Annotated in this window: 23 protein-coding genes; 11 read left to right on the top strand and 12 right to left on the bottom strand. The window is 72.1% G+C overall.

The window, feature by feature from the left end; translation table 11 throughout:
- Positions 1-17 precede the first annotated feature (17 nt).
- Positions 18-1,394 carry a hypothetical protein gene (locus QOL88_RS31520; protein ID WP_373559318.1) on the top strand — a complete coding sequence of 459 codons (1,377 nt, stop codon included), beginning with the start codon at positions 18-20 and terminating at the stop codon, positions 1,392-1,394.
- A 32-nt stretch (positions 1,395-1,426) separates the two neighbouring features.
- On the opposite strand, the gene QOL88_RS31515 is transcribed toward QOL88_RS31520, so the two are convergent.
- From QOL88_RS31515 to kdpF, 5 genes are all read right to left on the bottom strand, one after another.
- On the bottom strand, positions 1,427-1,906 hold the full coding sequence (locus tag QOL88_RS31515) for an ATP-binding protein (RefSeq protein ID WP_283445914.1): 480 nt from the start codon (positions 1,904-1,906) through the stop codon (positions 1,427-1,429).
- Positions 1,907-2,114: 208 nt separating this feature from the next.
- Positions 2,115-2,744, bottom strand: a complete 630-nt coding sequence (locus QOL88_RS31510; protein WP_097221669.1) for a potassium-transporting ATPase subunit C — start codon at positions 2,742-2,744, stop codon at positions 2,115-2,117.
- 24 nt (positions 2,745-2,768) lie between these two features.
- Positions 2,769-4,874 (bottom strand): potassium-transporting ATPase subunit KdpB, encoded by a 2,106-nt coding sequence (gene kdpB, locus QOL88_RS31505; protein WP_097221668.1) that lies wholly within the window; start codon positions 4,872-4,874, stop codon positions 2,769-2,771.
- Entirely contained in the window at positions 4,871-6,550 is a 1,680-nt protein-coding gene (gene kdpA, locus QOL88_RS31500) for a potassium-transporting ATPase subunit KdpA (RefSeq protein ID WP_097221667.1), read from the bottom strand. Before kdpA ends, kdpB begins: the two co-directional genes overlap by 4 nt.
- 1 nt (position 6,551) lies before the next feature.
- Positions 6,552-6,641 carry a K(+)-transporting ATPase subunit F gene (gene kdpF, locus QOL88_RS31495; protein WP_009326374.1) on the bottom strand — a complete coding sequence of 30 codons (90 nt, stop codon included), beginning with the start codon at positions 6,639-6,641 and terminating at the stop codon, positions 6,552-6,554.
- 471 nt (positions 6,642-7,112) lie between these two features.
- Here kdpF and QOL88_RS31490 point away from each other — a divergent pair, with 471 nt between their 5' ends.
- From QOL88_RS31490 to argG, 4 genes are all read left to right on the top strand, one after another.
- Positions 7,113-8,924, top strand: a complete 1,812-nt coding sequence (locus tag QOL88_RS31490; protein WP_097221666.1) for a methylmalonyl-CoA mutase family protein — start codon at positions 7,113-7,115, stop codon at positions 8,922-8,924.
- Positions 8,924-11,098, top strand: coding sequence for a methylmalonyl-CoA mutase (gene scpA, locus QOL88_RS31485; protein WP_097221665.1), 2,175 nt, complete (start codon positions 8,924-8,926; stop codon positions 11,096-11,098). Before QOL88_RS31490 ends, scpA begins: the two co-directional genes overlap by 1 nt.
- The gene (gene meaB, locus QOL88_RS31480; protein WP_097221664.1) at positions 11,095-12,090 is read left to right on the top strand and encodes a methylmalonyl Co-A mutase-associated GTPase MeaB; all 996 of its coding nucleotides are present in this window, start codon (positions 11,095-11,097) and stop codon (positions 12,088-12,090) included. The genes scpA and meaB overlap by 4 nt, the downstream gene beginning before the upstream one ends.
- A gap of 73 nt (positions 12,091-12,163) precedes the next feature.
- The gene (gene argG, locus QOL88_RS31475; RefSeq protein ID WP_097221663.1) at positions 12,164-13,618 is read left to right on the top strand and encodes an argininosuccinate synthase; all 1,455 of its coding nucleotides are present in this window, start codon (positions 12,164-12,166) and stop codon (positions 13,616-13,618) included.
- A 316-nt stretch (positions 13,619-13,934) separates the two neighbouring features.
- Here argG and pntB read toward each other — a convergent pair whose 3' ends face one another.
- Together pntB and QOL88_RS31465 are read right to left on the bottom strand one after the other, a co-directional pair.
- Positions 13,935-15,368, bottom strand: coding sequence for a Re/Si-specific NAD(P)(+) transhydrogenase subunit beta (pntB, locus tag QOL88_RS31470; protein WP_097221662.1), 1,434 nt, complete (start codon positions 15,366-15,368; stop codon positions 13,935-13,937).
- A gap of 6 nt (positions 15,369-15,374) precedes the next feature.
- A complete protein-coding gene (locus QOL88_RS31465) occupies positions 15,375-16,934 on the bottom strand; it encodes a Re/Si-specific NAD(P)(+) transhydrogenase subunit alpha (protein WP_097221661.1) in 1,560 nt (519 codons plus the stop codon).
- Positions 16,935-17,234: 300 nt separating this feature from the next.
- Between QOL88_RS31465 and QOL88_RS31460 the strand changes: the two genes are divergently transcribed.
- Positions 17,235-18,764: an MFS transporter gene (locus QOL88_RS31460; RefSeq protein ID WP_097221660.1), complete on the top strand. Its 1,530-nt coding sequence runs from the start codon at positions 17,235-17,237 to the stop codon at positions 18,762-18,764.
- Between the two features lie 9 nt (positions 18,765-18,773).
- Here the strand turns inward: QOL88_RS31460 and QOL88_RS31455 are convergent, their stop codons facing one another.
- Positions 18,774-19,229, bottom strand: a complete 456-nt coding sequence (locus QOL88_RS31455; RefSeq protein WP_097221659.1) for a VOC family protein — start codon at positions 19,227-19,229, stop codon at positions 18,774-18,776.
- Between the two features lie 63 nt (positions 19,230-19,292).
- Positions 19,293-20,135: a helix-turn-helix domain-containing protein gene (locus QOL88_RS31450; protein ID WP_143668903.1), complete on the bottom strand. Its 843-nt coding sequence runs from the start codon at positions 20,133-20,135 to the stop codon at positions 19,293-19,295.
- A gap of 122 nt (positions 20,136-20,257) precedes the next feature.
- Between QOL88_RS31450 and QOL88_RS38965 the strand changes: the two genes are divergently transcribed.
- The 3 genes from QOL88_RS38965 (at position 20,258) to QOL88_RS31435 (ending at position 21,734) form a co-directional block, all read left to right on the top strand.
- Positions 20,258-20,323, top strand: coding sequence for a hypothetical protein (locus tag QOL88_RS38965; protein WP_373559353.1), 66 nt, complete (start codon positions 20,258-20,260; stop codon positions 20,321-20,323).
- Positions 20,324-20,384: 61 nt separating this feature from the next.
- Complete coding sequence (locus QOL88_RS31440; RefSeq protein WP_097221657.1) at positions 20,385-21,311, top strand: polysaccharide pyruvyl transferase family protein; 927 nt, start codon at positions 20,385-20,387, stop codon at positions 21,309-21,311.
- 102 nt (positions 21,312-21,413) lie between these two features.
- Positions 21,414-21,734, top strand: coding sequence for a DUF3040 domain-containing protein (locus QOL88_RS31435; RefSeq protein ID WP_097221656.1), 321 nt, complete (start codon positions 21,414-21,416; stop codon positions 21,732-21,734).
- 10 nt (positions 21,735-21,744) lie between these two features.
- Here QOL88_RS31435 and QOL88_RS31430 read toward each other — a convergent pair whose 3' ends face one another.
- Both QOL88_RS31430 and QOL88_RS31425 read right to left on the bottom strand, forming a co-directional pair.
- Positions 21,745-22,323, bottom strand: a complete 579-nt coding sequence (locus tag QOL88_RS31430; protein WP_097221655.1) for an HAD-IIIA family hydrolase — start codon at positions 22,321-22,323, stop codon at positions 21,745-21,747.
- A complete protein-coding gene (locus QOL88_RS31425; protein WP_097221654.1) occupies positions 22,320-23,321 on the bottom strand; it encodes a glycosyltransferase family 2 protein in 1,002 nt (333 codons plus the stop codon). The genes QOL88_RS31430 and QOL88_RS31425 overlap by 4 nt, the downstream gene beginning before the upstream one ends.
- 145 nt (positions 23,322-23,466) lie before the next feature.
- On the opposite strand from QOL88_RS31425, the gene QOL88_RS31420 reads away from it, so the two are divergent.
- Together QOL88_RS31420 and QOL88_RS31415 are read left to right on the top strand one after the other, a co-directional pair.
- Positions 23,467-24,255 carry a polysaccharide deacetylase family protein gene (locus QOL88_RS31420; RefSeq protein WP_097221653.1) on the top strand — a complete coding sequence of 263 codons (789 nt, stop codon included), beginning with the start codon at positions 23,467-23,469 and terminating at the stop codon, positions 24,253-24,255.
- Positions 24,256-24,283: 28 nt separating this feature from the next.
- Complete coding sequence (locus QOL88_RS31415) at positions 24,284-24,724, top strand: SRPBCC family protein (protein WP_097221652.1); 441 nt, start codon at positions 24,284-24,286, stop codon at positions 24,722-24,724.
- A 48-nt stretch (positions 24,725-24,772) separates the two neighbouring features.
- On the opposite strand, the gene QOL88_RS31410 is transcribed toward QOL88_RS31415, so the two are convergent.
- Positions 24,773-25,924: an XdhC family protein gene (locus QOL88_RS31410; RefSeq protein WP_097221651.1), complete on the bottom strand. Its 1,152-nt coding sequence runs from the start codon at positions 25,922-25,924 to the stop codon at positions 24,773-24,775.
- Positions 25,925-25,940: the final 16 nt, after the last annotated feature.

Raw genomic sequence — 25,940 nt, 5'->3', positions numbered from 1 at the left:
CGGCCTAGCGTGCCGGTGTGATCCGCACCCTGCTCTCCCCCGCACGGACCCGCGACTGCGAGCCTCCCGGCCGTCTGCGCCGCGACCTGTACGCCGCCGGGGCCGCCGCTGTACTCGTGGCGGTGGCCGTGGCGGCCGGCCGCCACATCGAGGACACCCGCGGGACGCTGTTCGTCGACTGGTCCCCGCTCCTCGCCTCCTGGGGGCCCCACGTGGGCCCCGGCACCCCTGCGGCCGTGCTCGTGGCGGTCGCCGTGGTGGCGTACGGCCCCCTGCTCGCGGCCCGCCTCCCCTGGCGCGCCCTGCTGCCGGTGACCTGGGGGGCCTCGACGGCCTGGATCCTCTCCCTCGCGCTGATCGACGGCTGGGACCGGGGCATCGCGCGCAGGCTCACCACCCGCTACGAGTACCTCCAGGTCATCGACCGCTTCCAGGACATCCCGGCAGCGCTGCGGGACTTCACCCGGCACATCCTGCTCGACTCACCCGACAACTGGCCCGCCCACGTCGCCGGGCACCCGCCCGCCGCCACGCTCACCTTCGTGCTGCTCGACCGGATCGGGCTACGGGGCGGGGGCTGGGCCGGGATGTGGTGCATCACCGTCGGCGCGACGGCCTGTGTGGCCGTGCTGATCACGCTCCGCGCCCTGTCCGACGAGGCACTGGCCCGCCGGGCGGCCCCCTTCCTGGTCCTGGCCCCGGCGGCCGTGTGGATGGGCACCTCGGCGGACGCGTACTTCGCGGCGGTGGCGGCGTGGGCGGTGGCCCTGCTCGCCCTCGCGGCCACCCGGAGATCCCCGGGGTGGGCGGGCGCGTCCGGGCTGCTGTTCGGCCTGACCTGCTACCTGTCGTACGGCCTGACCCTCGTCGCGCTGATCGCGGCGGCGGTCCTGGTGCTCGGCCGTCACGGGGTCCGGGAGCGCCCGGCCCTGCTGGTGCCGCTGCTCGCCGGACTGACCGTGGTCCCCGCGGCATTCACCCTCGCGGGCTTCGACTGGTGGGAGGCCTACCACCTGCTGGTCACGCGCTACACCCAGGGCGCGGGCGGCATCCGCCCCTACGGCTACTGGGTGTGGGCCAACCTGGCCTGCACGGTGCTCATCACGGGACTGGCGACGGCGGCGGGGCTGCGGCGGACCGGGGCCGTACTGGTCCGGCGCCACACCGCGCCCCCGGCGGGCGTCCGCCTCGCGTTCCTCGTGTCCGCCGCCCTCCTGGCCCTGCTGGTCGCCGACCTGTCGGGCATGAGCAAGGCGGAGACGGAACGCATCTGGCTCCCCTTCGTGGTGTGGCTGCTCCCGGCCTGCGCGTTCCTCACCCGCCCCCGCTCCTGGCTCACCGCCCAGGCGGTGCTCGCGCTGCTCCTCAACCATCTGCTGCTCACCGGGTGGTGACCCGGGGCCGGGAGGGGGTCTCGTCGGGGGCGTCAGGCGGCCGGGCCGACCGCGCCCATGACGCCGGGGCCACCGCCCGGGGCGGGGCGCAGGTAGGCGGTGATCTGCTTGCCGCGGCCGAGGGGCGCGACGGCGACCTCGCTGCTGACCGTGTGCACGACGTGCATGCCGTGGCCGCCGAAGCGCTGCCCGTCGCGCTTCCTGACCACCGGCTGCTCGGTGGAGGTGTCCCACACCGTGATGGCGAGTTCGTCGCCGGAGAGCCGCAGGATCATCCCGCAGGGGCCGGGAGCGTGCCGGATCGCGTTGGTGACCAGTTCACTGACGACCAGTTCGGCGTCGATCGCCAGCGGGGCCGGCACGGGCGTGCGACCGGTACACGGCGCGTGCGCCAGGAACGCGTGCAGCGCCCGGCGCGCCTCGACGGCGCACGCTGCGCCGTCGTCCCAGACCGCGCCGCAGTGCAGCGGGACCTGCTCGTCCGTGCCCGGCTCATCTGCCGCCTGCTTCATAAGCGGGATGACCATATGGGGCTCTTTCGGTGTTGTTCGTGTTGCTCAGTGGCCTTTCGGACGTCGTTTACCCCGCTGCGGAGCTCGCATACTGCCGGCGGCCCGTCGTAGTGATGTGCTGTGCGCCGCATGGCCCACAGCCGCCGGTGGTGCGGTACCCGGTGGCCGACCCGGTCCGCCGGATCCGTGCCGCTGGAGCGCCACGACGCTACTTCGCCACGAGTTCCCGGAGCGCGATGTTGAGCGCGAGGACGTTCACGCGGGGGTCGCCCATGAAGCCCAGCGTGCGGCCCTCGGTGTGGCGGTTGACGAGCCGCCGGACCTCGGTGACGGAGAGGTGGTTGCGTGCGGCGACCCGGTGGACCTGGAGTGCGGCGTACCGCGGGGAGATGTCGGGGTCGAGGCCGGAGCCGGAGGAGGTGACGGCGTCGGCGGGGACGTCGGCGGGGTTCACCCGGTAGTCGGCGGTGGAGTTCTCCTTCACCACCTCGGCCTTGGCCGCCCGCACCGACTCGACCAGCTTCCGGTTGTCGGCGGAGAGGTTGGTGGCGCCGGAGAGGATCAGCTTGTACTGCGTGTTGACGGTGTTCTCGCCCAGGCCGTTCGCGGGGCGGGGCTGGAAGTAGTCCAGGCTGTACCCCTGTTGGCCGATCAGGGACGAGCCGACGACCCTGCCGTCCGCCCGCACCTCGGAGCCGTTCGCCTTGCCGGGGAACAGGCCCTGGGCGATGCCGGTGACGGCCAGGGGGTAGAGGACGCCGGTCACCAGGGTCAGCACGAGGAGGGCGCGCAGGCCCGCCCCGAGCAATCGGGCGGTGTTCGTGACGGAGTTGTTCATGGCGGTCAGCACGCTTTCGGAGAATTACAGCCCGGGGATGAGGGAGACGATCAGGTCGATGAGCTTGATGCCGAGGAAGGGTGCGATCAGCCCGCCGAGGCCGTAGACCGTGAGGTTGCGGCGGAGGAGCTTGTCGGCGCTCAGCGGCCGGTAGCGCACGCCCTTCAGGGACAGCGGCACCAGCGCGACGATGATCAGCGCGTTGAAGACGACCGCCGACAGGATCGCGGAGGCGGGCGAGGACAGCCCCATGATGTTGAGCTTGTCCAGGCCGGGGTAGACCGCGGCGAACAGGGCCGGGATGATCGCGAAGTACTTGGCGACGTCGTTGGCGATGGAGAACGTCGTCAACGCGCCCCGGGTGATGAGGAGTTGCTTGCCGATCTCGACGATCTCGATGAGCTTGGTCGGGTCGGAGTCGAGGTCGACCATGTTGCCGGCCTCCTTGGCGGCCGACGTGCCGGTGTTCATGGCCACGCCGACGTCCGCCTGGGCCAGCGCCGGGGCGTCGTTGGTGCCGTCGCCGGTCATCGCGACGAGCTTGCCGCCCGCCTGCTCCCGCTTGATGAGGGCCATCTTGTCCTCGGGGGTGGCCTCGGCGAGGAAGTCGTCGACACCGGCCTCCTCGGCGATGGCCCGGGCCGTCAGCGGGTTGTCGCCGGTGATCATGACGGTTCTGATGCCCATGCGGCGCAGTTCCGCGAACCGTTCCCGCATGCCGTCCTTGACGACGTCCTTGAGGTGGACGACGCCGAGCACCCGGGCCCCGTCCGCGTCCTCGACGGCGACCAGCAGCGGGGTGCCGCCGGCCTCGGAGATCCGGGAGGCGAGGGCTTCGGCGTCCTCGGCCACGGCGCCGCCCCGCCCCTCGACCCAGGCGGCCACCGACGCCGTGGCGCCCTTGCGGACCTTGCGGCCGTCGGCGTCGACACCGGACATCCGGGTCTGCGCGGTGAAGGCGATCCACTCGGCGCCGGCCAGTTCCCGCCCGCGCAGACCGTGCTTCTCCTCGGCCAGGACGACGACGGAACGGCCCTCGGGCGTCTCGTCGGCCAGCGACGACAGCTGCGCCGCGTCGGCGAGTTCCGCCTCGGAGACACCGTTCACCGGCACGAACGCGGCGGCCTGCCGATTGCCGAGGGTGATGGTGCCGGTCTTGTCCAGCAGCAGGGTGGAGACGTCACCGGCGGCCTCGACCGCGCGGCCGGACATCGCCAGGACGTTGCGCTGGACCAGGCGGTCCATACCGGCGATGCCGATCGCGGAGAGCAACGCGCCGATGGTCGTGGGTATCAGGCACACCAGGAGCGCCACCAGCACGACCGTCGTCAGCCGGGTGCCGGCGTGGTCCGCCAGGGGCGGCAGGGTGGCGCAGGCGAGCAGGAAGACGATCGTCAGCGAGGCGAGCAGGATGTTCAGCGCGATCTCGTTGGGCGTCTTCTGCCGTGCGGCGCCCTCGACGAGGCCGATCATCCGGTCGATGAAGGTCTCGCCCGGCTTGGTGGTGATGCGGACGACGATCCGGTCGGACAGCACCTTCGTACCACCGGTGACGGCCGAACGGTCGCCACCGGACTCCCGGATGACCGGGGCGGACTCGCCGGTGATGGCCGACTCGTCGACGGAGGCCACGCCCTCGACGACGTCCCCGTCGCCGGGGATGACGTCGCCCGCCTCGCAGACGACCAGGTCGCCGATCCGCAGCCGGGTGCCGGGGACGAGCGTGCCGTCGGTCCGGCGGGCCACGCTGTCCGTCTTGGCCTTGCGCAGGGTCTCGGCCTGCGCCTTGCCCCGGCCCTCGGCGACCGCCTCCGCCAGATTGGCGAAGACGACGGTCAGCCACAGCCAGGCGCTGATCGTCCAGCCGAACCAGTCCCCCGGGTCCGTGAAGGAGAACACGGTCGTCAGGACCGAGCCGGTCCACACCACGAACATGACGGGTGACTTGACCATGATCCGCGGGTCGAGCTTGCGGAACGCGTCCGGCAGCGAACGGAGCAGCTGCCGGGGGTCGAACAGGCCCGTTCCGGCACGGCCCTCGGGGGTCTTGCGGCCCGTCGGCGCGTCCGGGTGGGGCGCCAGGGTGGGAGTGGACATGGAGTCCTCACAGGGTTCGGTGCGGGTGGTCATGACGCCCGCCCCTCGGCGAGCGGGCCGAGCGCGAGGGCCGGGAAGTACGTCAGCCCGGTGATGATCAGTACGGCGCCGACCAGCAGGCCGGTGAAGAGCGGCTTCTCGGTGCGCAGGGTGCCCGCGGTGACCGGGACCGGCCGCTGCCCGGCGAGCGAGCCGGCCAGGGCCAGGACGAAGACCATGGGCAGGAAGCGGCCGAGCAGCATCGCGAGTGCGGTCGTGGTGTTGAACCAGTCGGTGTTCGCGTTCAGTCCGGCGAAGGCCGAGCCGTTGTTGTTGGCGGCGGAGGTGAAGGCGTAGAGGATCTCGGAGAATCCGTGCGCGCCCGGGTTGAGCGTCGAGTGGGGCGGGGTGGGCAGGGCCACGGAGGCCGCGGTGAGGATCAGCACCAGGGCCGGGGTGATCAGGATGTAGCAGGCGGCGAGTTTCATCTCCCGCGCGCCGATCTTCTTGCCCAGGTACTCAGGGGTGCGGCCGACCATCAGACCGGCGACGAACACCGCGATGACCGCGAGGATCAGCATGCCGTAGAGGCCGGATCCGGTGCCGCCGGGGGCGATCTCGCCCAGCATCATCGAGAGCATGGTGAGGCCGCCGCCGAGGCCGGTGAAGGAGGAGTGGAAGGAGTCGACCGCGCCGGTCGAGGTGAGGGTCGTCGACACCGCGAAGAGGGAGGACGAGCCGACGCCGAAGCGGACCTCCTTGCCTTCCATCGCGCCGCCCGCGGCGTGCAGGGCCGGCCCGTGGTGGGCGAACTCCGTCCACATCATCAGGGCCGCGAAGCCCAGCCAGATGGTGAACATCGTGGCGAGGATCGCGTGGCCCTGCCGCACGCTGCCGACGAGCACGCCGAAGGTGCGGGTGAGCGAGAAGGGGATGAGAAGGATCAGGAAGATCTCGAAGAGGTTGGTGAAGGGCGTCGGGTTCTCGAAGGGGTGGGCGGAGTTGGCGTTGAAGTAGCCGCCGCCGTTGGTGCCCAGCTCCTTGATGGCCTCCTGCGAGGCGACCGCGCCGCCGTTCCACTGCTGCGGGCCGCCCGTGCTGTGCCCATGGAAGAACTGGCCGACCTCGTGGATCCCGGAGAAGTTCTGGATCACGCCGCAGGCGACCAGGACGACGGCGGCGATCGCCGCGGCCGGCACCAGGATCCGCACGGTGCCGCGCACCAGGTCGGCCCAGAAGTTGCCGAGGTCGCCGGTGCGCGCGCGAGCGAAGCCCCGGACGAGGGCCACGGCGACGGCCATGCCGACGGCGGCGGACAGGAAGTTCTGCACGGCGAGCCCGGCGGTCTGCACGACGTGCCCCATGGTCTGCTCGCCGTAGTACGACTGCCAGTTGGTGTTGGTCACGAACGACACGGCCGTGTTGAACGACTGCGCCGGGTCGACCGACGCGAAGCCGAGCGAGCCGGGCAGCACGCCCTGGAGCCGCATGAGCAGGTAGAGGAACAGCACGCCGACGACCGAGAAGGCGAGGACGCCGCGCAGGTACGCGGTCCAGGTCATCTCCGTGTCGGGGTCGGCGCCGATGGCCCGGTAGGCCCACCTCTCCACCCGCAGGTGCCGCTTCGAGGAGTACACCCGGGCCATGAAGGTGCCGGCGGGGACGTACGCCAGTGCCAGCGCCGCCACGAGGGCGAGCAGCTGGAGGACGCCGGCGAGGACGGGACCCATCTCAGAACCTCTCCGGGAAGATCAGGGCGAGGACGAGATAGCCCAGCAGGGCGACGGCCACGACCAGGCCGACGACGTTCTCGGCGGTCACAGCTTCGTCACCCCCTTGGCGACGAGGGCCACCAGCGCGAAACCCGCGAGCACGGCGACGACGAAGGCCACATCGGCCATCGCGAACTCCTGAAGTGAGGTGCGGAGAAACGGACACTTCGAGGAAAGCGCCCCGATGGCCGGATCGGATCGTCCGTTGACGGGTCCCTTACGGCGGGGGCCACGCCTTTGACGACCCCTTGACGCCCTTGATCCTTTCGATGCCCCCGATGCTTCGGGACGGCCGACTCGATCCGTCCGCCGCGGCGGGGCGGTGCCGCGACCTCACGCCCGGTCGAACGTCCCACAGCAGCAGGTCGCCCGGCGGTCGCCGCTGATCGCGACACCGGGGGTGCCTGACCGGCTCCGGCCCATGAGCGGCAGAGGGAGATCGGGGCCACATTCTCGGCGAGGGCAAGGTCACAGCCGTTCCCTCTGCTGGTCGTTCGTTAACGTGGCCTAACATCCGAGCATGACGGTCCTGCCTGACGACGGGCTTGAGCTGGCCGGCGAGTTCCCTGACGTGCCCCATGAGCAGTGGCAGCGCCTTGTGGCGGGTGTCCTGCGCAAATCGGGCAAGGACGTCGAGGGGGCCGCGGCCGAGGAAGCCCTGTCCACCGCGCTGGAGGACGGGTTGCGCACCCGCCCCCTCTACACCGCCCACGACTCCGCGCCCGAGCCGGGCCTGCCCGGGTTCGCCCCCTTTGTGCGCGGCGCCCGCGCCGAGGGGAACACGCTCGGCGGCTGGGACGTACGGCAACGGCACACGGTGGCCGACCGTGACGCGGTGCTCGGGGACCTGGAGAACGGCGTCACCTCCCTCTGGCTGACGGTCGGGGAGGGCGGCATCGCGGTGCCCGACCTCGGCCGGGTCCTCGACGGCGTGTACCTCGACCTGGCGCCCGTCGTCCTCGACGCGGGGCGCGACGCCGAGCCCGCCGCTCGGGAGTTGCTCCGGGTGTACGAGGAGCGGGGTGTCGCCCGGGACGCCGCGCGCGGCAACCTGGGCGCGGATCCGCTCGGGCACGAGGCCCGTACCGGTCAGCGGTGCGACACCGCCCCGGCGGCGGAGCTCGCGCGGCTGTGCGCCGGGGAGTACCCCGGACTGCGGGCGCTGACCGTGGACGCGCTGCCGTACCACGAGGCCGGCGGTTCGGCCGCCCAGGAGCTGGGCTGCTCGCTGGCCACCGGCGTGGCGTACCTGCGGGAGCTGGCGGGGGCCGGGCTGGACGTCGAACAGGTCTGTGCTCAGCTGGAGTTCCGGTACGCGGCGACCGCCGACCAGTTCCTGACGATCGCCAAGCTGCGGGCCGCCCGCAGGCTGTGGGCCCGGGTGGCCGAGGTCTGCGGAGCGCCGCGGGCGGGGGCGCAGCTCCAGCACGTCGTGACGTCGCCGGTGATGATGACGCGCCGCGACCCGTGGGTGAACATGCTGCGCGCCACGATCGCCACACTGGCCGCCGGCGCGGGCGGGGCCGACGCGGTCACCGTGCTGCCCTTCGACCACGCCCTCGGCCTGCCGGACGCGTTCGCGCGCCGCATCGCCCGCAACACCTCCACGGTCCTCATCGAGGAGTCGCACCTGGCCCGGGTGATCGACCCGGCGGGCGGTTCCTGGTACGTGGAGCGGCTGACGGACGAACTCGCCCACGCGGGATGGGAGTTCTTCCAGCGGATCGAGCGCCTCGGCGGCATGCCGGCCGCCTTGCGCTCGGGCGACCTGGAGCGGGATCTCGCCGAGACCTGGCAGGCCCGCGCGGGCCTGCTGGCCAAGCGGCGCGAACCCATCACCGGTGTCAGCGAGTTCCCGTTCCTCGCGGAGAAGCCGGTGGTCCGCGCGAGTGCGCCCGAGCCGCGTTCCGGCGGCCTGCCGCGCGTACGGCGCGACGAGGCGTACGAGGCGCTGCGTGCCCGCTCCGACGCCCATCTCGCCGCGACCGGCTCCCGGCCGCGGGTCTTCCTCGCCGCGCTGGGCCCGGCCGCGGCTCACACCGCACGTCTCACCTTCGCCTCGAACCTCTTCCAGGCCGGCGGCATCGAGCCGGTCGCGAAAGGCACCTTCGAGGAGAGCGGTGCGACGGAGGCCGTGCTGTGCTCCAGTGACGCGCTGTACGCGGAGCAGGCCGAGTCCGCCGTCCGGGACCTGAAGGCCGCCGGTGCCCGGCATGTGTTCCTCGCGGGCCGTCCCGGGGAGTACCCCGGTGTCGACGCGTACGTGTTCGCGGGCTGCGACGCCGTCGCCGTGCTGTCCGCCACCCTCGACCGCATGGGAGTTGTGTCCTGATGGCAATCCCCGACTTCTCCGGGATCGACCTGGGCACGCCGGCCCCCGACGGCGGCGCCGACGAGTGGCGTACGGCGGTCAAGAACGCGTCCGGCGGGGACGACCTGCTCTGGGAGACCCCGGAGGGCATCGCCGTCAAGCCGCTCTACACCGGGCGTGACCTGGAGGGCCTGGACTTCCTGGACACCTACCCGGGAGCGGCGCCGTTCCTGCGCGGCCCGTACCCGACGATGTACGTCAACCAGCCCTGGACGATCCGCCAGTACGCCGGCTTCTCGACGGCCGAGGAGTCCAACGCCTTCTACCGGCGCAATCTCGCGGCCGGCCAGAAGGGCCTGTCGGTCGCCTTCGACCTGCCGACGCACCGCGGTTACGACAGCGACCACCCGCGCGTGACGGGCGACGTCGGCATGGCGGGCGTGGCCATCGACTCGATCTACGACATGCGGCAGCTGTTCGACGGGATCCCGCTGGACAAGATGACGGTGTCGATGACGATGAACGGCGCCGTGCTCCCCGTGCTGGCGCTGTACATCGTGGCGGCTGAGGAGCAGGGCGTACCGCCCGAGAAGCTGGCCGGAACCATTCAGAACGACATTCTGAAGGAGTTCATGGTCCGCAACACCTACATCTATCCGCCGAAGCCGTCGATGCGGATCATCTCCGACATCTTCGCCTACACCTCGCAGCGGATGCCGCGCTACAACTCCATCTCCATCTCCGGCTACCACATCCAGGAGGCGGGTGCGACGGCCGACCTGGAACTGGCGTACACGCTCGCGGACGGGGTGGAGTACATCCGGGCGGGGCGTGAAGCGGGCCTGGACGTGGACGCGTTCGCGCCGCGGCTGTCGTTCTTCTGGGCGATCGGCATGAACTTCTTCATGGAGGTCGCCAAGCTGCGGGCGGCGCGCCTGCTGTGGGCGAAGCTGGTGAGGCAGTTCGACCCGCAGAACGCCAAGTCCCTTTCCCTGCGCACCCATTCACAGACCTCGGGCTGGTCGCTGACCGCGCAGGACGTCTTCAACAACGTGACACGCACCTGTGTCGAGGCCATGGCGGCGACGCAGGGGCACACGCAGTCACTGCACACCAACGCCCTCGACGAGGCGCTCGCGCTGCCGACCGACTTCTCGGCGCGCATCGCCCGCAACACGCAGCTGCTGCTCCAGCAGGAGTCCGGCACGACCCGGGTGATCGACCCGTGGGGCGGCAGCGCGTACGTGGAGAAGCTGACGTACGACCTGGCCCGGCGGGCCTGGCAGCACATCGAGGAGGTCGAGGCCGCGGGCGGCATGGCCAAGGCCATCGACGCGGGCATCCCGAAGCTGCGCATCGAGGAAGCCGCGGCCCGCACCCAGGCCCGGATCGACTCGGGCCGCCAGCCGGTCATCGGCGTCAACAAGTACCGGGTGGAGACCGACGAGCAGATCGACGTCCTGAAGGTCGACAACTCCTCCGTGCGCGCCCAGCAGATCGAGAAGCTGCGGCGGCTGCGCGCGGAGCGGGACGAGCGGGCCTGCCAGGACGCGCTGGAGGCGCTGACCCGGGCCGCCGGTGGCGAGGGCAACCTGCTGGAGCTGGCCGTGCACGCGGCCCGCGCGAAGGCCACCGTCGGGGAGATCTCCGACGCCCTGGAGAAGGTGTACGGCCGGCACGCGGGGCAGATCCGTACGATCTCCGGCGTGTACCGCAACGAAACCGGAGAGTCCCCGAGCGTGGACCGCACCCGCACCCTGGTGTCCGCCTTCGAGGAGGCCGAGGGCCGCCGCCCGCGCATCCTGGTCGCGAAGATGGGCCAGGACGGTCACGACCGCGGCCAGAAGGTGATCGCCACGGCCTTCGCCGACCTCGGTTTCGACGTGGACGTCGGCCCGCTGTTCCAGACGCCCGCAGAGGTCGCCCGGCAGGCCGTCGAGGCGGACGTGCACATCGTCGGCGTCTCCTCGCTGGCGGCCGGTCACCTCACCCTGGTCCCGGCGCTGCGCGAGGCGCTGGCCGAGGAGGGCCGCGAGGACATCATGATCGTGGTCGGCGGGGTGATCCCGCCGCAGGACGTGCCGACGCTGCTGGAGATGGGCGCGGCGGCCGTGTTCCCGCCCGGGACGGTGATCCCGGACGCGGCCCACGACCTGGTGCAGCGACTGTCGGACGGCCTCGGGCACGCCCTGTGATCGATGTCGACGCGTATGTGAAGGGCGTGCTCGACGGGAAGCGGGCGATCATCGCCCGCGCCATCACACTCGTCGAGTCGACCCGGCCGCAGCACCGGGCGCTGGCCCAGGAGCTGCTGACCGCGCTGCTGCCGCACAGCGGCCGGGCCCGGCGGATCGGCGTCAGCGGGGTGCCGGGCGTGGGCAAGTCGACGTTCATCGACGCGTTCGGCACGCTGTTGACCTCGCTCGGACACCGGGTGGCGGTGCTGGCCGTCGACCCGTCGTCCAGCCGTACGGGCGGTTCGATCCTGGGTGACAAGACCCGGATGGAGCGCCTGGCCGTGGACCCGGCGGCGTTCGTGCGCCCCTCCCCCACGGCGGGCACGCTGGGCGGGGTCGCGAAGGCCACCCGCGAGTCGATCGTGGTGATGGAGGCGGCCGGCTACGACGTGGTCCTGGTGGAGACGGTCGGTGTCGGCCAGTCCGAGACGGCCGTGGCGAACATGGTCGACACGTTCCTTCTGCTCACCCTCGCCCGCACGGGCGACCAGCTCCAGGGCATCAAGAAGGGCGTGCTGGAGCTGGCCGACGTGATCGCCGTGAACAAGGCGGACGGGCCGCACGAGCGCGACGCCCGTGCCGCCGCGCGGGAACTGGCGGGCGCGCTGCGGCTGATGCACGGCAAGGACGCGTTCTGGACCCCGCCGGTACTGCACTGCAGTGCCCGCGAGTCGACCGGCCTGGACACGGTGTGGGAGCGCCTGGAGCAGCACCGCACCCTGCTGGACTCCACCGGCCGTCTCACCGCGAAGCGCCGCGACCAGCAGGTCGACTGGACCTGGACCATGGTCCGCGACGAACTCCTCGGCCGCCTCCAGGCCGACCCGGCGGTCCGGGCGCTGGCGCCCGAACTGGAACAGAGGGTCCGGGCGGGCGAGCTCACACCGACACTGGCCGCCGAGCGGATCCTCGGCGCGCTCGGCAACGGCTCTGAGGCGACGGATTCCTGAACCGGAAGTAACCGGAACGGCGAATTCGCATACCCGGCTTGCATGACTATGCAAAGTGATACATACTCTTTCTATGTCCAAGGTCCTCACCTCCCTGCCCGCCGGCGAACGCGTCGGCATCGCCTTCTCGGGCGGTCTCGACACCTCCGTCGCGGTCGCGTGGATGCGCGACAAGGGCGCCGTCCCGTGCACCTACACCGCCGACATCGGCCAGTACGACGAGCCCGACATCGCCTCGGTGCCCGGCCGCGCCAAGACGTACGGGGCCGAGATCGCGCGTCTGGTCGACTGCCGTGCCGCGCTCGTCGAGGAGGGCCTGGCCGCACTGACCTGCGGCGCGTTCCACATCCGCTCGGGCGGGCGGGCGTACTTCAACACCACCCCGCTCGGCCGCGCCGTCACCGGCACGCTGCTGGTCCGCGCGATGCTCGAGGACAACGTCCAGATCTGGGGCGACGGCTCGACCTTCAAGGGCAACGACATCGAGCGGTTCTACCGCTACGGCCTGCTCGCCAACCCCCACCTGCGCATCTACAAGCCCTGGCTGGACGCGGCCTTCGTGACGGAGCTCGGCGGCCGCAAGGAGATGTCCGAGTGGCTGCTCACGCACGGGCTGCCCTACCGGGACAGCACCGAGAAGGCGTACTCCACGGACGCCAACATCTGGGGCGCCACGCACGAGGCCAAGACCCTGGAGCACCTGGACACCGGCGTCGAGACCGTCGAGCCGATCATGGGCGTCCGGTTCTGGGACCCGTCGGTCGAGATCGCCCCCGAGGACGTGACGATCGGCTTCGCCGAGGGCCGTCCGGTGTCGATCAACGGCAAGGAGTTCGCCTCCCCCGTCGATCTGGTCATGGAGGCCAACGCCATCGGCGGCCGGCACGGCCTGGGCATGTCGGACCAGATCGAGAACCGCATCATCGAGGCCAAGAGCCGCGGCATCTACGAGGCCCCGGGCATGGCCCTGCTGCACGCCGCCTACGAGCGCCTCGTCAACGCGATCCACAACGAGGACACCCTCGCCCAGTACCACGCCGAGGGCCGGCGCCTCGGCCGGCTGATGTACGAGGGCCGCTGGCTGGACCCGCAGGCGCTGATGATCCGCGAGTCGCTCCAGCGCTGGGTCGGCGCCGCCGTCACCGGCGAGGTGACACTGCGGCTGCGGCGCGGTGAGGACTACTCGATCCTCGACACCACGGGCCCGGCGTTCAGCTACCACCCGGACAAGCTGTCCATGGAGCGCACCGAGGACTCCGCGTTCGGCCCGGTGGACCGGATCGGCCAGCTCACCATGCGCAACCTCGACATCGCCGACTCCCGCGCCAAGCTGGAGCAGTACGCCGGCATCGGCCTGATCGGCACCGGCAGCCCCACCATCGGCGCCTCCCAGGCCGCCGCGACCGGGCTGATCGGCACCATGCCGGAGCTGCCGCAGGGCGGCGCCGAGGCCATCGCCTCCCGGGGCGAGGTCTCGGAGGAGGACGCGTGGCTGGACCGGGCCGCGATGGAGTCCGGCACGGACTGACCCCACGGCACCACGAGAGGCCGGCCCGACATCGCGTCGGGCCGGCCTCTCGGCGTACGCGGGGACGCCGGGGGACGGGGCCGCGCGGACGGTTGACGCCGTCCGCCGGGCCGAAGGTGCGGCCACGGGTCGGCACGTTCATGGCCGTGCCGTCGCGGCGCGAGATCACCGAGCTGTTCCCGGTCGACATGGCCGTGTCCATGGGGCCAGCACACCGACGACGAGGAGCTCTCCTCCCACGCGCGGCACGTTCCTCGCGCCGGGGACGCCGTCCCCGCCCTCGGCGGCAACGGCGTCCCCGGCGGCCGAGCACGGTTCAGCGCGTCGTGCCGGCCATCTCCCGGACCGGCGTGTCCAGGGAGTCCAGGCCGCGCAGGATGTCCTCCACGCGCTGCCTGGCGTCGCCGAACAGCATCTGCGTGTTCTCGCGGAAGAACAGCGGGTTCTGCACGCCCGCGTAACCGGCGGCCATGGAGCGCTTGAAGACGATCACGTTGGCCGCCTCCCAGACGTGCAGGACCGGCATCCCGGCGATGGGGCTGGAGGGGTTGTCGGTCGCGGCCGGGTTGACCGTGTCGTTGGCGCCGATGACCAGGACGACCGAGGTGGCGGCGAAGTCGTCGTTGATCTCGTCCATCTCCAGGACGATGTCGTAGGGCACGTTGGCCTCGGCGAGCAGCACGTTCATGTGCCCGGGCAGCCGGCCCGCGACGGGGTGGATGCCGAAGCGCACCTCCACTCCCCGGTCGCGCAGCTTGCGCGCCAACTCGGCGACCGGGTACTGGGCCTGGGCGACGGCCATGCCGTAACCCGGCGTGATGATGACCGAGGTGGCGTCGCGGAGCAGTTCGGCGGTCTCCTCGGCGTTGATCTCCCGGTGCTCGCCGTGCTCGTCGTCGTCGCCGGCGGCCGCCGGGGTCCCGAAGCCGCCCGCGATCACCGAGATGAAGGAGCGGTTCATCGCCTTGCACATGATGTACGACAGGTAGGCACCGGAGGAGCCGACCAGCGCGCCGGTGACGATGAGCAGGTTGTTGGCGAGCAGGAAGCCCGAAGCGGCCGCGGCCCAGCCGGAGTAGCTGTTGAGCATGGAGACGACCACCGGCATGTCACCGCCGCCGATGGAGGCGACCAGGTGGGCGCCGAGGGCGAGCGCGATCACGGTGACCGCGATGAGCAGGCCCATGCCGGGGCGTACGACGAACGCCACCGTGAGCCCCACGAAGGCCACGAGCGCGCCGATGTTGAGGACGTGCTTGCCCGGCAGGGTCAGCGGACGGGAGTTGATGCGCGCCGAGAGCTTCAGGTAGGCGACGACGGAGCCCGTGAAGGTGACGGCGCCGATGAACACCCCGATGAACACCTCGGCGTGATGGATGCCCAGCAGCGAGCCCGAGAGTTCGGCGTCGACGTCGAGGTAGCCGTTCCAGCCGACGAACGCGGCGGCCAGGCCCACCAGGCTGTGCATGATGGCGATCAGCTCCGGCATGCCGGTCATCTCCACCACCCGGGCCCGCCACAGGCCGATGCCCGCGCCGAGGGCCGTGGCGACGACGATCAGCACGAGGCCGCTCGCGGTGATGCTGCGGGAGGCGAGCCCGACCGTGGCGGCCAGGGCGACGACCATGCCCGCGATGCCCCAGACGACTCCCGACCGGGACGTCTTGTGCTGGGAGAGGCCGGCGAGGCTGAGGATGAACAGCAGCGCCGCTACGACGTAGGCGGCCTGGGCGGCCGTGTCTGTGGTCATCCCTGATCAGCCCTTCGAGAACATGCCGAGCATGCGGCGGGTCACGGCGAATCCGCCGAAGATGTTGATGCTCGCCAGCAGGATCGCGGCGAACGACAGCACGGTGACGGCCGTGTCGCCCTGCCCGATCTGCAGCAGCGCGCCGACCACGACGATGCCGGAGATGGCGTTGGTGACCGACATCAGCGGGGTGTGCAGCGCGTGGTGCACATTGCCGATGACGTAGAAGCCGATCACGATCGCCAGGACGAACACCGTGAAGTGGCCGAGGAGTTCACTCGGCGAGAGGGCCGTCACCAGGAACAGCGCGAGAGCTCCCACGCCGACCAGGGCGTAGGAGGACCAGGCCGGGCGGGCGGACTTCGCCGGTGTCGCGGCAGGGGCGGGTTCCGGCTCCTTCGCCGCGCCGCCCGGAGCGGGTGCGGCGGACACCTGGACCGGGGGCGGCGGCCAGGTCTTCTCGCCCTCGCGGACCACGGTGATCGAGCGCTGCACCACGTCGTCGAAGTCGAGGACGAGCCGTCCGTCCTTGCCGGGCGTGAGCAGCTTCAGCAGGTTGACGATGTTCGTGCCGTACAGCTGCGAGGCCTGGGCGGGGAGCCGGCCGGGCAGGTCGGTGTAGCCGATGATCGTCACGTCGTTGTCGGTGACGACGGCCTTCCCGGCGACCGTGCCCTCGACGTTGCCGCCCTGGGAGGCCGCCATGTCGACGATCACGCTGCCGGGCTTCATGCGCGCCACGTCCTCGGCGGTGATCAGCCTCGGCGCCGGGCGGCCCGGGATGAGGGCGGTGGTGATGATGATGTCGACGTCGGCGGCCTGCTCGGCGTACAACTGCGCGGCGAGCCGGTTGTAGTCGTCCGAGGTGGCCTTGGCGTAGCCGTCGGTGCTCACCTCCTGCTCGGCGGTCACCGTGAGGAACTCGCCGCCCAGGGACCGCACCTGCTCGGCCACCTCGGGCCGCGGGTCGGTGGCGCGGACGACCGCGCCGAGGCTGCGGGCCGCGCCGACCGCCGCGAGTCCGGCCACTCCGGCCCCGGCCACCAGCACCTTGGCGGGCGGCACCTTGCCGGCGGCGGTGACCTGGCCGGTGAAGAACCGTCCGAAGGCGTGCGCGGCCTCGACCACGGCACGGTACCCGGCGATGTTCGCCATCGAGCTGAGGACGTCCAGGGACTGCGCGCGCGAGATCCGCGGCACGGCGTCCATGGCGAGCACGGTGATCGGACGGCGTGCCAGTTCCTCGACCAGTTCGGGGTTGAGGGCCGGGCTGATCAGCGCGATCAGCGTCGCCCCGTCGCGCAGCCGGCCGATCTCCTCGCTCGAGGGGGCGTTGACCTTCAGCAGGACGTCCGCCTGCCACGGGTCGCCGAGCCGGGCTCCGGCCTCCTCGTAGGCCGCGTCGGAGAAGCGGGACGAGGCTCCCGCTCCCGGTTCGACCGTCACGTCGTACCCGAGCGCGACGAGTCTCCCCACGGTGGCCGGCGTCGCCGCCACCCTGGTCTCGCCCGCAGTGGATTCGGCCGGTATGCCGATCCCCTGGGGGTGCGGTTCCGCTGGGACCATCGTCTGCCTCTCCCGTCGTTCGACTGCCTGTCCTCCTAGGTGCCCGCATCCTGCACGTTCGACGCGGCATCCGGGGCGGACCGCGGTCACATGGCCGAGGAGGTCGTCCTCACACCGCCGAGGGGTTGCCGAACGGCTTGTTCGGGGGTATCAGTGTGCCGCGCGGGGCGGAAAGAGTCCTGTGATGCGACGCGACACGGCCGGGCGCAGACTGTTGTCGTGACTAGCACGCGCCCGGGGCGCGGCGAGGCCGCGACCCCTTCCCCCTCCGCACCGCAGCAGAGTGTCGCGCTGGCGGCGATGATGTTCGCCGTCGCCATGACCTTCATCGACCAGACCATCGTGTCGATCGCGGCTCCGGACATCGTCCGCGAACTGGGTCTGTCGTCCTCCGGCATGCAGTGGGTGGTCAACGCCTATCTGCTGGCCCTCGCCGCGTTCTTCGCCCTGGGCGGCCGTCTCGCGGACCTCTACGGGCCGCGCCGGGTCGTCATCATCGGCACGCTGGTGTTCGTCGTGTCGTCGGTGCTGTGCGGTTGCGTCCCCGAGGGCGGCGCCGCGCAGGCCTGGCTGATCATCTTCCGTGCCACCCAGGGACTCGGGGCGGCACTGTTGTTCCCGGCGGCCCTGGCCGTGGTGGTGGCGGTGTTCCCGGTCGAGCGGCGCGGGCGTGCCCTCGCCCTGTTCTTCGGGGTCACCGGCGCGCTGACCGCCATCGGCCCGCTGCTGGGCGGCTGGCTGACGAACTGGACCTGGCGGGCCGTGTTCTGGGTCAACGTGCCCGTGGCGATCGTGGCGCTGGTCCTCACGGCGATGGCGCACATCTCCGACCGGCGGCGGTCCGGCACCCTGGACGTCCCGGGCGCCGTCCTGATCGCGGCCGGCATGGGGCTGAGCGTGCTCGGCTTCCAGCAGGCCTGGTCCTGGGGCTGGGACAGCTGGGCGACCTGGGTGTGCGTCGCGGGCGGCCTCGCGATCCTCGCCGGGTTCGTCCGCTACGAACGTCGGGTGGAGCATCCGCTGATCGACCTGCGGGTCTTCCGGGACAAGGCGTTCACCGTGGACGCGGCGGTGCTGTTCTTCTCGATGCTCGCCTTCGTCCCGCTGTTCTTCTTCACGTCGGTGTACGCCCAGGTGTCCCTGAGCGCCTCACCGAACCAGGCGGCCCTGTTCCTGCTGTACTTCTTCGTCGGCTTCGCCATCGCCTCGCAGTGGGGCGGCCGGATCCTCGACAAGAAGGGCGCCCGCCCGGCCCTGAAACTGGGCACGGCCCTGGGCTGTGTCGGCTTCGCCCTGTGGGCGGGCAAGCTCACCGACCTGTCCATGCACGACCAGTGGCCCTACGCGGCGCTGGCCGGGGCGGGCATCGGCTTCGTCCTGGCGCCGGCCTCCACGGACGCCGTCAACCGGTCCATCGGCGCCTCGTACGGCGAGGTCACCGGCATCACCCAGACCGTGCGCAACTACGCGGCGAGCGTGGGCCTGGCCGTCTACGGCACGATCCTGACCCATGTGACGACGGACCGGGTCGTGGGCACCCTGACGGGCAAGGGCATGTCCACCGCGGACGCGAACACCGTGGCCCGCGACGTCACCGAGTCGATCACCGGCAGCGGCGATTCCCGGCCGCCCACCGGCACCGGGCCCGCCGCCGAGGCGACCCGGGAGTCGATGTCCGCGATCCGCATGGACTTCGCCGAGGCCAACCAGTGGGTGTTCTACGGCATGGCCATCGCCCTGGGCATCGGTTTCCTGTGCGCCCTGCGGCACCCGGGCGACAAGGTGGAGGGGAACGCGAAGGTGGAGGAGCCGACCACCCAGGCCCGCTGACGCCGCCCGTCAGGAGCCGAACGACTCGTCCGTACGCTCCTGGATCTGCTGCGGCGTCAGGTCCTCGATGGTCTGCGAGATCATCCAGAGATGGCCGAACGGGTCGGCGAGGCGGCCCCCGCGCTGTCCGTAGTGCTGGTCGGCGACGGGGTACACCACCGTCGCCCCACCCCGCAGCATGGCCTCGGCCACGGCGTCGGCGTCGGGCACGTCGAGCGCCATGATCACCGGGCTGCCGCCGAGGGACGTCGGCGCCGGGTCGGCGGTGTCGGCGTCCTTGACCGCGATCGTGGTGCCGCCGAGTCGCAGCATCGCGTGCACGATCGTGCCGTCGGGGCCGGTGTACCGCTCGATCTCCTCGGCGCCGAGGGTGTCCCGGTAGAAGTCGATCGCCCGGGCTCCGTCGGAGACCACGAGGCGGGCGTGGAGGCGGGTGACGGCGGGTGTGCCGTTCGTATGCGTCATGCCTTCACGATCGCGGGTTTCCGGCGGCGTGGATTGTAGAAAACCGCCGGCCGGACGGATCCGTCAGCCGCCGAGCGGAACGTGGTTGCGTTCGTGCGGCGAGCGCGGTGCGTACGCGGTCGGGGTGATGCCGGCGAACGCGCGGAACTCGTGGATCAGATGCGCCTGGTCGTGGTAGCCGCAGCTGGCCGCGAGGAGCGCCCAGTCCGGTGGCCCGTGCCCGGCGTTCACGTGCCCCAGCAGCCGTTGGAAGCGCCGGATGCGCGCGTACCGCTTGGGTGGGAACCCCAGGTGCTCGGTGCAACCGCGGGCCAGCCGTCTCGCGGTCCAGCCGAGCCGGTCGGCGACCTCGCCCACGGGGGTGCCACGGTCGAGCAGCGCCGCGGCGAGCCGTACCGCCGGGTCCGGCTCCAACGGGCGCCGCGCCCGGTCCGTCAAAGCCGTCTCCAGTACCCGGAGTCCGGCCCGGGGGCCACCGGCTGCCACGGCTTCGAGCAGTCGCTCGCGCAGCACCGCACCGTCCGTGCCCCACAGGTCGTCGAGGCCGACGAGCTGGTCGCGGACCTCTGAGACGGGGGCGTCGAGGAAGGGGTGGACGCCCGCGGGCCGGAACGCCACCCACAGGACGGCTTGTTGCTGCGCCGGGTCGATCACGGCCGGCTCCGAGTACGGCCCGTGCAGGGCGGCGCCCCCGGTACGCCGATGGGCTCCCTTCAACGGCGACGAGGACAGGGCGTCCCCGTCCAGGTTCACCAGCAGCTGCGCCTCACCGGTCGGCAGGGCCAGCTCGGCGGAGTGCGCGAACCGCCCCTCCGCATAGCCCATCGCACCGATCGCCGCCCCGAGCGCGGGCACCGAGGGCCGCGTCGTCAGGGCGACGGGCGACTCCCCCGCCGTACGAGCCATACGGCCAGCCTACGACCGCGCACCGCAGCGGCGGCCACGTCACGCCTCCCGCCGGCAGGAACCGTTGACGACGATACGAGTCCTCCACCTACCCGGGGCGATACGTCCGCCACTGGGAGTACCTGCTGAACGTGCAGGCGGTGAGCACCGCGACCGACCGGGCGGACGCCACCTTCCACGCCCAGTGACGGCACGGTACATGCGCGTAATGCCCGGAATGTCTTACCCGGGGGCGGGCACTCAGGGCATGTGCACATACAAGAGGGCAAGCGACCGCGCAGGGTGCTGCTCACCGGGTGGTTCAGCTTCCGGGACAGGGAGGCGACCGCCGGGGACGTGCTGGCCCTGCGCCGGGTGGAGGACGTCATGCGGGGGACGGGCATCCCCTACGACGTCGCCTGGAGTCCCCGTTTCCGTCCGGAGGCGCTGCATCTGGACCGGCTGTGGCCCGAGGACTACACCCACCTGGTGTTCGTGTGCGGCCCGCTGCACGGGCCGCAGGTGGAGGAGCTGCACCGGCGGTTCGCGCACTGCGTGCGGATCGCCGTGGGCACCTCGGTCATCGACCCCGGCAGTCCCGCCGTGACCGGCTTCCACCGGGTGCTGCCCCGGGACGGGCCGGACAGCGAGCCGGTGGAGGACCTCGCGGCCCGCGCCCCGGACGTACCGGCGCGGCCCGTCGTCGGGGTGATCCTCGCGCACGGGCAGCTCGAGTACGGGCAACTGCGGCGGCACGGGCAGGTCGCCGAGGAGGTGACGCGCTGGCTGGCCGCGAAGGACTGCGGCCGCCTGGAACTGGAGACCCGGCTGGACACGCACGACTGGCACCTGAGCGCGACGCCCGCACAGCTGCAGTCCGTGCTGGCCCGGCTGGACCTCGTCGTCACCGACCGGCTGCACGGGCTGGTGATCGCGCTGCGGGTCGGCACACCGGTGCTGGCCGTCGACCCGGTCGCGGGCGGTGCCAAGCTGACCGCCCAGGCCCGTGCCTGCGGCTGGCCCGCGCTGGTGCCCGCCGACCGGCTGGACGTGCGCCAGTTGGACCGCTGGTGGGACTGGTGCCTGACCGGCGGCAGGGTGGCCGCGCGGCAGATCCGCGACGGGTTCCGCGAGGGCACCGTGCCGGACAGCGCGGACCGGCTCGTCGAGGCGCTGGCACGGCCCGTGCCCGGTTAGCACGGGTGCACCACGGGGCACCCGCTTGTACGTCCCCGCCGTACTTCCCCCGCCGCACGTCCCCTGAAGGAGAGACGGTCCGGCTGCCCGGAAGGAGAGAGCGTGTCCATCGGCAGACTTCCCGAGAACGAGCAGCGCATCCTCGACGAGATGGAACGCGCGCTGCGCCGCGACCGCCGCCTCGACCGCAAGCTGCGCACCCACCGGGTGAGCCGCCGCCCCGACCCCGCCCGCGTCCTGGCCCGTCTGGCCGCCTACCGTCCCCGCGTCTGGACCGTGGCGGTCCTGGTCGCGGTGTCGGCCGGGCTGATGGTGGCCGGGATCGTCACGTCCGAGCCGGGTGTGATCTGGGCGTTCGCCGCGATATGGCCCCTGACGATGTTCGCCTCCTTCCGGCTGATGTGCCGGTGGTGCGGAAGCTGAGAACCGCCCCTCACTCCGGGTCGGCCGTGAACGCCTCCCGGATGGGGCGCTCGTCGGCGAGGACACGGCCCTTCGGCGGTCCGTCCAGCACGGCGCGGACGGCGGTGAGCAGGTCCGGGGCGACGTGGTCGGCCCGGGCGGTCTCCTCGGGGCGAGTGTGCCCGTTCGGGACGAGGATGCCGTGGGCGCCCGCCCGGCGCGCGGCCTGCGCACCGGCGCCGGTCGAGCCGATGACGACGAGTTCGGCGGGCCCGGTGCAGATCCGCCCGCCCGCCCAGAGCAGCATGCCGGGCCGGCGGCAGTGGCAGCCGTCGTCGGGGCCGTGCGGGCAGACGGCGAACACGTCGAAAGGGCCGAGGAGTTCGTCGACGCGGTGGTTGACGCGGCGGACGTCGGCGTCGGTGAGCAGTCCGCCCGCGACGCCGGGCTGGTCGGTGACGACGCCGGTGCGGATGCCGCTCCGGCGCAGCAGGCCGAGCGCCTCGCGGGCGCCCTCGACGGGGCGTACGCGGTCGGGGTCGGCGTTGTTCGGGACGTCCTCGACGAGCGTGCCGTCGCGGTCGAACAGCACGGTCTTCACCGGGCTCACGGGGTTGCCTCCTCCTGCCAGGCGGGGGTGTGACGGTGGCGCCAGGCACCGGCCAGCCGGTGCCAGGTCGCGGTGGGCGGGATGAGCACGCTGGTGGCCAGCATCGTCGTCACCTCGTGGCGGGTGCGCGGGCCGGGGGCGATGCGGGCGCGGGCGAACTCCGCGGTGCCGGCCGCCCAGCCGAGCGCACAGGCCGTCGCGGCCCGGCCGTGCCCGGTGGCGGCGAGGGCGCAGGCGGCGACCCCGGCGGTCGTGATGGCCGCGTGGGTGCGGATCCGGCCGCGCGGCGCGACGGCCTTGTCCCACCAGTCGGGGCCGTGCAGATGCCGCATGAGGGCGTCGTCGGCGTTGCCGCGCTGCTGGCGCACGGACGCCCAGCGGGAGGCCGATCGCACGGGGTGGCGGGTGGTGCGGCGGCCCTGCCGGATGCGCCAGCCCGAGTCGAGGACGCGCAGCGCGAGGTCGGCGTCCTCCCGGAAGGCGCGCTGGAAGCGTTCGTCGAAGCCGCCGACCTGCTTGAGGACCTCCGTGCGGTAGGCCATGTCGGCAGTGACCCAGTGGCCCCGGACGAGTCCCGCGGTGCCGCGTTCCCAGTCGGTGGGACGGCGTTCACCGGGCAGCGGCACGGCGAGGACACCCCGGACACCGGCGGTGTCGTGGGACGCCTCGGCGAGGTCCTCGGCCAGTTGCTCGCACCAGCGGGCGCCCACTTGAACATCGTCGTCGAGGAACACGGTCCACGGCGTGTGCACGGCGCGCAGCCCGGTGTTGCGGGCGGCGGCGGGCCCACGACCGCCGCCGCCCAGCACGGTGGTCCGCTCCCGCAGGTCACCGAGAACGCTCAACGGATGCCCCAACGGGCCGGGTTCGCGCTCGGTCCGGTCGTCGACGAGGACGATCTCCTCGGGGCGCGGTCCGGTCGCGGCGGCGAGCGCGGCGAGACAGTCGGCGAGGGTGTCCGAGGCGAGGGTGGGGATCACGACGGCGTACGGGGTCATACGGGCGGCCCTCCCTCCGACGGCATGCGCTGACCACCGTGCTGGCGAGTGCCGCGGTACGACTCCCTCAAACACCAGGTCAGGCCGTCGGGGCATGCCTCGGCGACTATAAACCACGCGTATACACGCGATGTATAGTCCCGGCATGCCTTCTCTGACCCAGAAGATGAAGAACACGGGGACCGCGTTCCGAACGGCCGGAACGCTCGCGGCGACCGCCGCCCTCACCCTCGCCCTGAGCGGCTGCGCGGGGGCCGACACCACGGCCCCCAGCACCGTACGAGCCCGCCCGGCCACGGACATCGAGACGGTCCGCTTCGGCGCCGTCGACTGCCGCGAGGTCAAGTGCATCGCACTCACCTTCGACGCCGGGCCGAGCGAGCACTCCGAGCAACTGCTGGACATCCTGAAGGAGAAACGGGTCCCGGCGACCTTCTTCCTCCTCGGCGAGCGGCACATCGAGAAGTACCCGGAGCTGGTGCGGCGCATGGCCGACGAGGGCCACGAAGTGGCCAGCCACACCTGGGACCACAAGATCCTGACGCGGCTCGAACCCGAGGAGATACGCGAGGAACTGGAACGCCCCAACGAGGAGATAGAGCACCTCACCGGCCGACGTCCGACCCTGATGCGCCCGCCGCAGGGCCGCACCGACGACACCGTGCACGCCATCAGCCGCGAACTGGGCCTGGCCGAGGTGCTGTGGAGCGTGACGGCCAAGGACTACCGGACGACCGACTCCGACCTGATCACCCGCCGGGTCCTCGCCCAGTCCTCCCGGGACGGGATCATCCTCCTCCACGACCTCTACGACGGCACGGTACCGGCGGTGCCGGGGATCGTCGACGCGCTGAAGGAACGCGGCTACGTCTTCGTCACGGTGCCCCAGCTGCTCGCGCCGGGGAAGGCGGAGCCGGGCGAGGTGTACCGATAACTCCCCTCGGGTTCCCTACGATCGGGGGGTGGCGAACTTCCTGCTCGAACGCACCGTCCCGCTCCCCCTCGACGAGGCGTGGCGGCGGATCACCCGGTGGCCGGGGCACGGCGAGGCGGTCCCGTTGACGGTGGTCCGGGTGGTACCGCCCGGCCCGACGCGCGAGGGGTCGCGCGTCGTGGCCCGCTCGGGCGCCGGGCCGCTGGTCTTCGACGACCCGATGGAGGTCACGGTGTGGCAGCCGCCGGAGGACGGGGCCGCGGGGATGTGCAGACTGGAGAAGCGGGGCCGTGTGGTGCTCGGGTGGGCCGAACTCGAAGTACGGCCGGGGCCGGGGGGCCGTACGCGGGTGATCTGGCGGGAGGAGATCCGGATCCGGTTCCTGCCGTCGCTCTTCGACGGCGTGGTGCGGCGCTCGTCGCGGTACGTGTTCGGCCGGGCCCTGAACCGCCTGCTCAGACAGCCCTGACGAGCCGCCGGCGGGACGGTTGCCGACGGGACGGCTGCCGACGGGGCCTCAGGCCACCGACCCGATCCGTCCGACCGCCTTCGACTCCGGCTCGTGGTGGATCGGCGTGTGCGCCCCGGTCAGCGAGACCCCGCTGCCGCCGCGCTTCCCGGCGACGATCTCCGACGCGATCGACAGGGCCGTCTCCTCGGGCGTGCGGGCCCCGAGGTCCAGGCCGATCGGCGAGCGCAGTCGGCTCAACTCCAGTTCGGTGACGCCCACTTCACGCAGGCGGGCGTTGCGGTCCAGGTGGGTGCGCCGGGAGCCCATGGCACCGACGTACGCCACCGGCAGGCGCAGCGCCAGCTTCAGCAGGGGCACGTCGAACTTGGCGTCGTGGGTGAGGACGCACAGCACCGTACGGGGGTCGACGTCCGTGCGCTCCAGGTAGCGGTGGGGCCACTCGACGACGATCTCGTCGGCGTCCGGGAAGCGTGTCCGGGTCGCGAAGACGGGGCGGGCGTCGCACACGGTGACGTGGTAGCCGAGGAACTTGCCCATGCGGACCAGGGCGGAGGCGAAGTCGATCGCCCCGAAGACGATCATGCGGGGGGCCGGGACCGAGGACTCGACCAGGACCGTGAGGGGCGCTCCGCAGCGAGAGCCCTGCTCGCCGATCTCCAGGGTGCCGGTGCGCCCGGCGTCCAGGAAGGCGCCGGCCTCGGCGGCGACCGTGCGGTCCAGTTCCGGGTGGGCGCCGAAGCCGCCCTCGCGGGAGCCGTCGGGGCGGACCACGAGGGCCCGGCCCGTCAGGTCACGCGGGCCCGACACGATCCGCGCCACCGCCGCCGCCTCCCCTAGTGCGGCGGCGGTGAGCGCGGCCGCAACCACCGGGCGGACCGGATCGGCGGCCCGTACCGGCGTGACCAGGATGTCGATGACGCCGCCGCAGGTCAGGCCCACGGCGAAGGCGTCGTCGTCGCTGTACCCGAAGCGCTCCAGGACGGTTTCGCCGTCCCGCAGCGCCTGTTCGCACAGGTCGTAGACCGCGCCCTCGACGCAGCCGCCGGAGACCGAGCCGATCGCCGTGCCCTCGGTGTCCACCGCGAGCGCGGCGCCGGGTCGGCGGGGCGCGCTGCCGCCGACGGCCACCACGGTGGCCACGGCGAAGTCACGGCCCTGCTCGACCCACCGGTTCAGCTCCTCGGCGATGTCCAGCATCTGTCTCGGTCTCCTT

It is taken from the genome of Streptomyces sp. Ag82_O1-12, from assembly GCF_900182715.1.
Lineage (GTDB): Bacteria > Actinomycetota > Actinomycetes > Streptomycetales > Streptomycetaceae > Streptomyces > Streptomyces massasporeus.
This window is presented reverse-complemented; position numbering and strand designations above follow the sequence as displayed.

Bases quoted from the DNA above. Each gene is read 5' to 3' on its own strand.
- QOL88_RS31515 (WP_283445914.1), bottom strand. From the start codon at position 1,906: ATGAAGCAGGCGGCAGATGAGCCGGGCACGGACGAGCAGGTCCCGCTG.
- QOL88_RS31510 (WP_097221669.1), bottom strand. From the start codon at position 2,744: ATGAACAACTCCGTCACGAACACCGCCCGATTGCTCGGGGCGGGCCTG.
- kdpB (WP_097221668.1), bottom strand. From the start codon at position 4,874: ATGACCACCCGCACCGAACCCTGTGAGGACTCCATGTCCACTCCCACC.
- kdpA (WP_097221667.1), bottom strand. From the start codon at position 6,550: ATGGGTCCCGTCCTCGCCGGCGTCCTCCAGCTGCTCGCCCTCGTGGCG.
- QOL88_RS31490 (WP_097221666.1), top strand. From the start codon at position 7,113: ATGACGGTCCTGCCTGACGACGGGCTTGAGCTGGCCGGCGAGTTCCCT.
- scpA (WP_097221665.1), top strand. From the start codon at position 8,924: ATGGCAATCCCCGACTTCTCCGGGATCGACCTGGGCACGCCGGCCCCC.
- argG (WP_097221663.1), top strand. From the start codon at position 12,164: ATGTCCAAGGTCCTCACCTCCCTGCCCGCCGGCGAACGCGTCGGCATC.
- pntB (WP_097221662.1), bottom strand. From the start codon at position 15,368: ATGACCACAGACACGGCCGCCCAGGCCGCCTACGTCGTAGCGGCGCTG.
- QOL88_RS31465 (WP_097221661.1), bottom strand. From the start codon at position 16,934: ATGGTCCCAGCGGAACCGCACCCCCAGGGGATCGGCATACCGGCCGAA.
- QOL88_RS31460 (WP_097221660.1), top strand. From the start codon at position 17,235: ATGATGTTCGCCGTCGCCATGACCTTCATCGACCAGACCATCGTGTCG.
- QOL88_RS31455 (WP_097221659.1), bottom strand. From the start codon at position 19,229: ATGACGCATACGAACGGCACACCCGCCGTCACCCGCCTCCACGCCCGC.
- QOL88_RS31450 (WP_143668903.1), bottom strand. From the start codon at position 20,135: ATGGCTCGTACGGCGGGGGAGTCGCCCGTCGCCCTGACGACGCGGCCC.
- QOL88_RS31425 (WP_097221654.1), bottom strand. From the start codon at position 23,321: ATGACCCCGTACGCCGTCGTGATCCCCACCCTCGCCTCGGACACCCTC.
- QOL88_RS31420 (WP_097221653.1), top strand. From the start codon at position 23,467: ATGCCTTCTCTGACCCAGAAGATGAAGAACACGGGGACCGCGTTCCGA.
- QOL88_RS31410 (WP_097221651.1), bottom strand. From the start codon at position 25,924: ATGCTGGACATCGCCGAGGAGCTGAACCGGTGGGTCGAGCAGGGCCGT.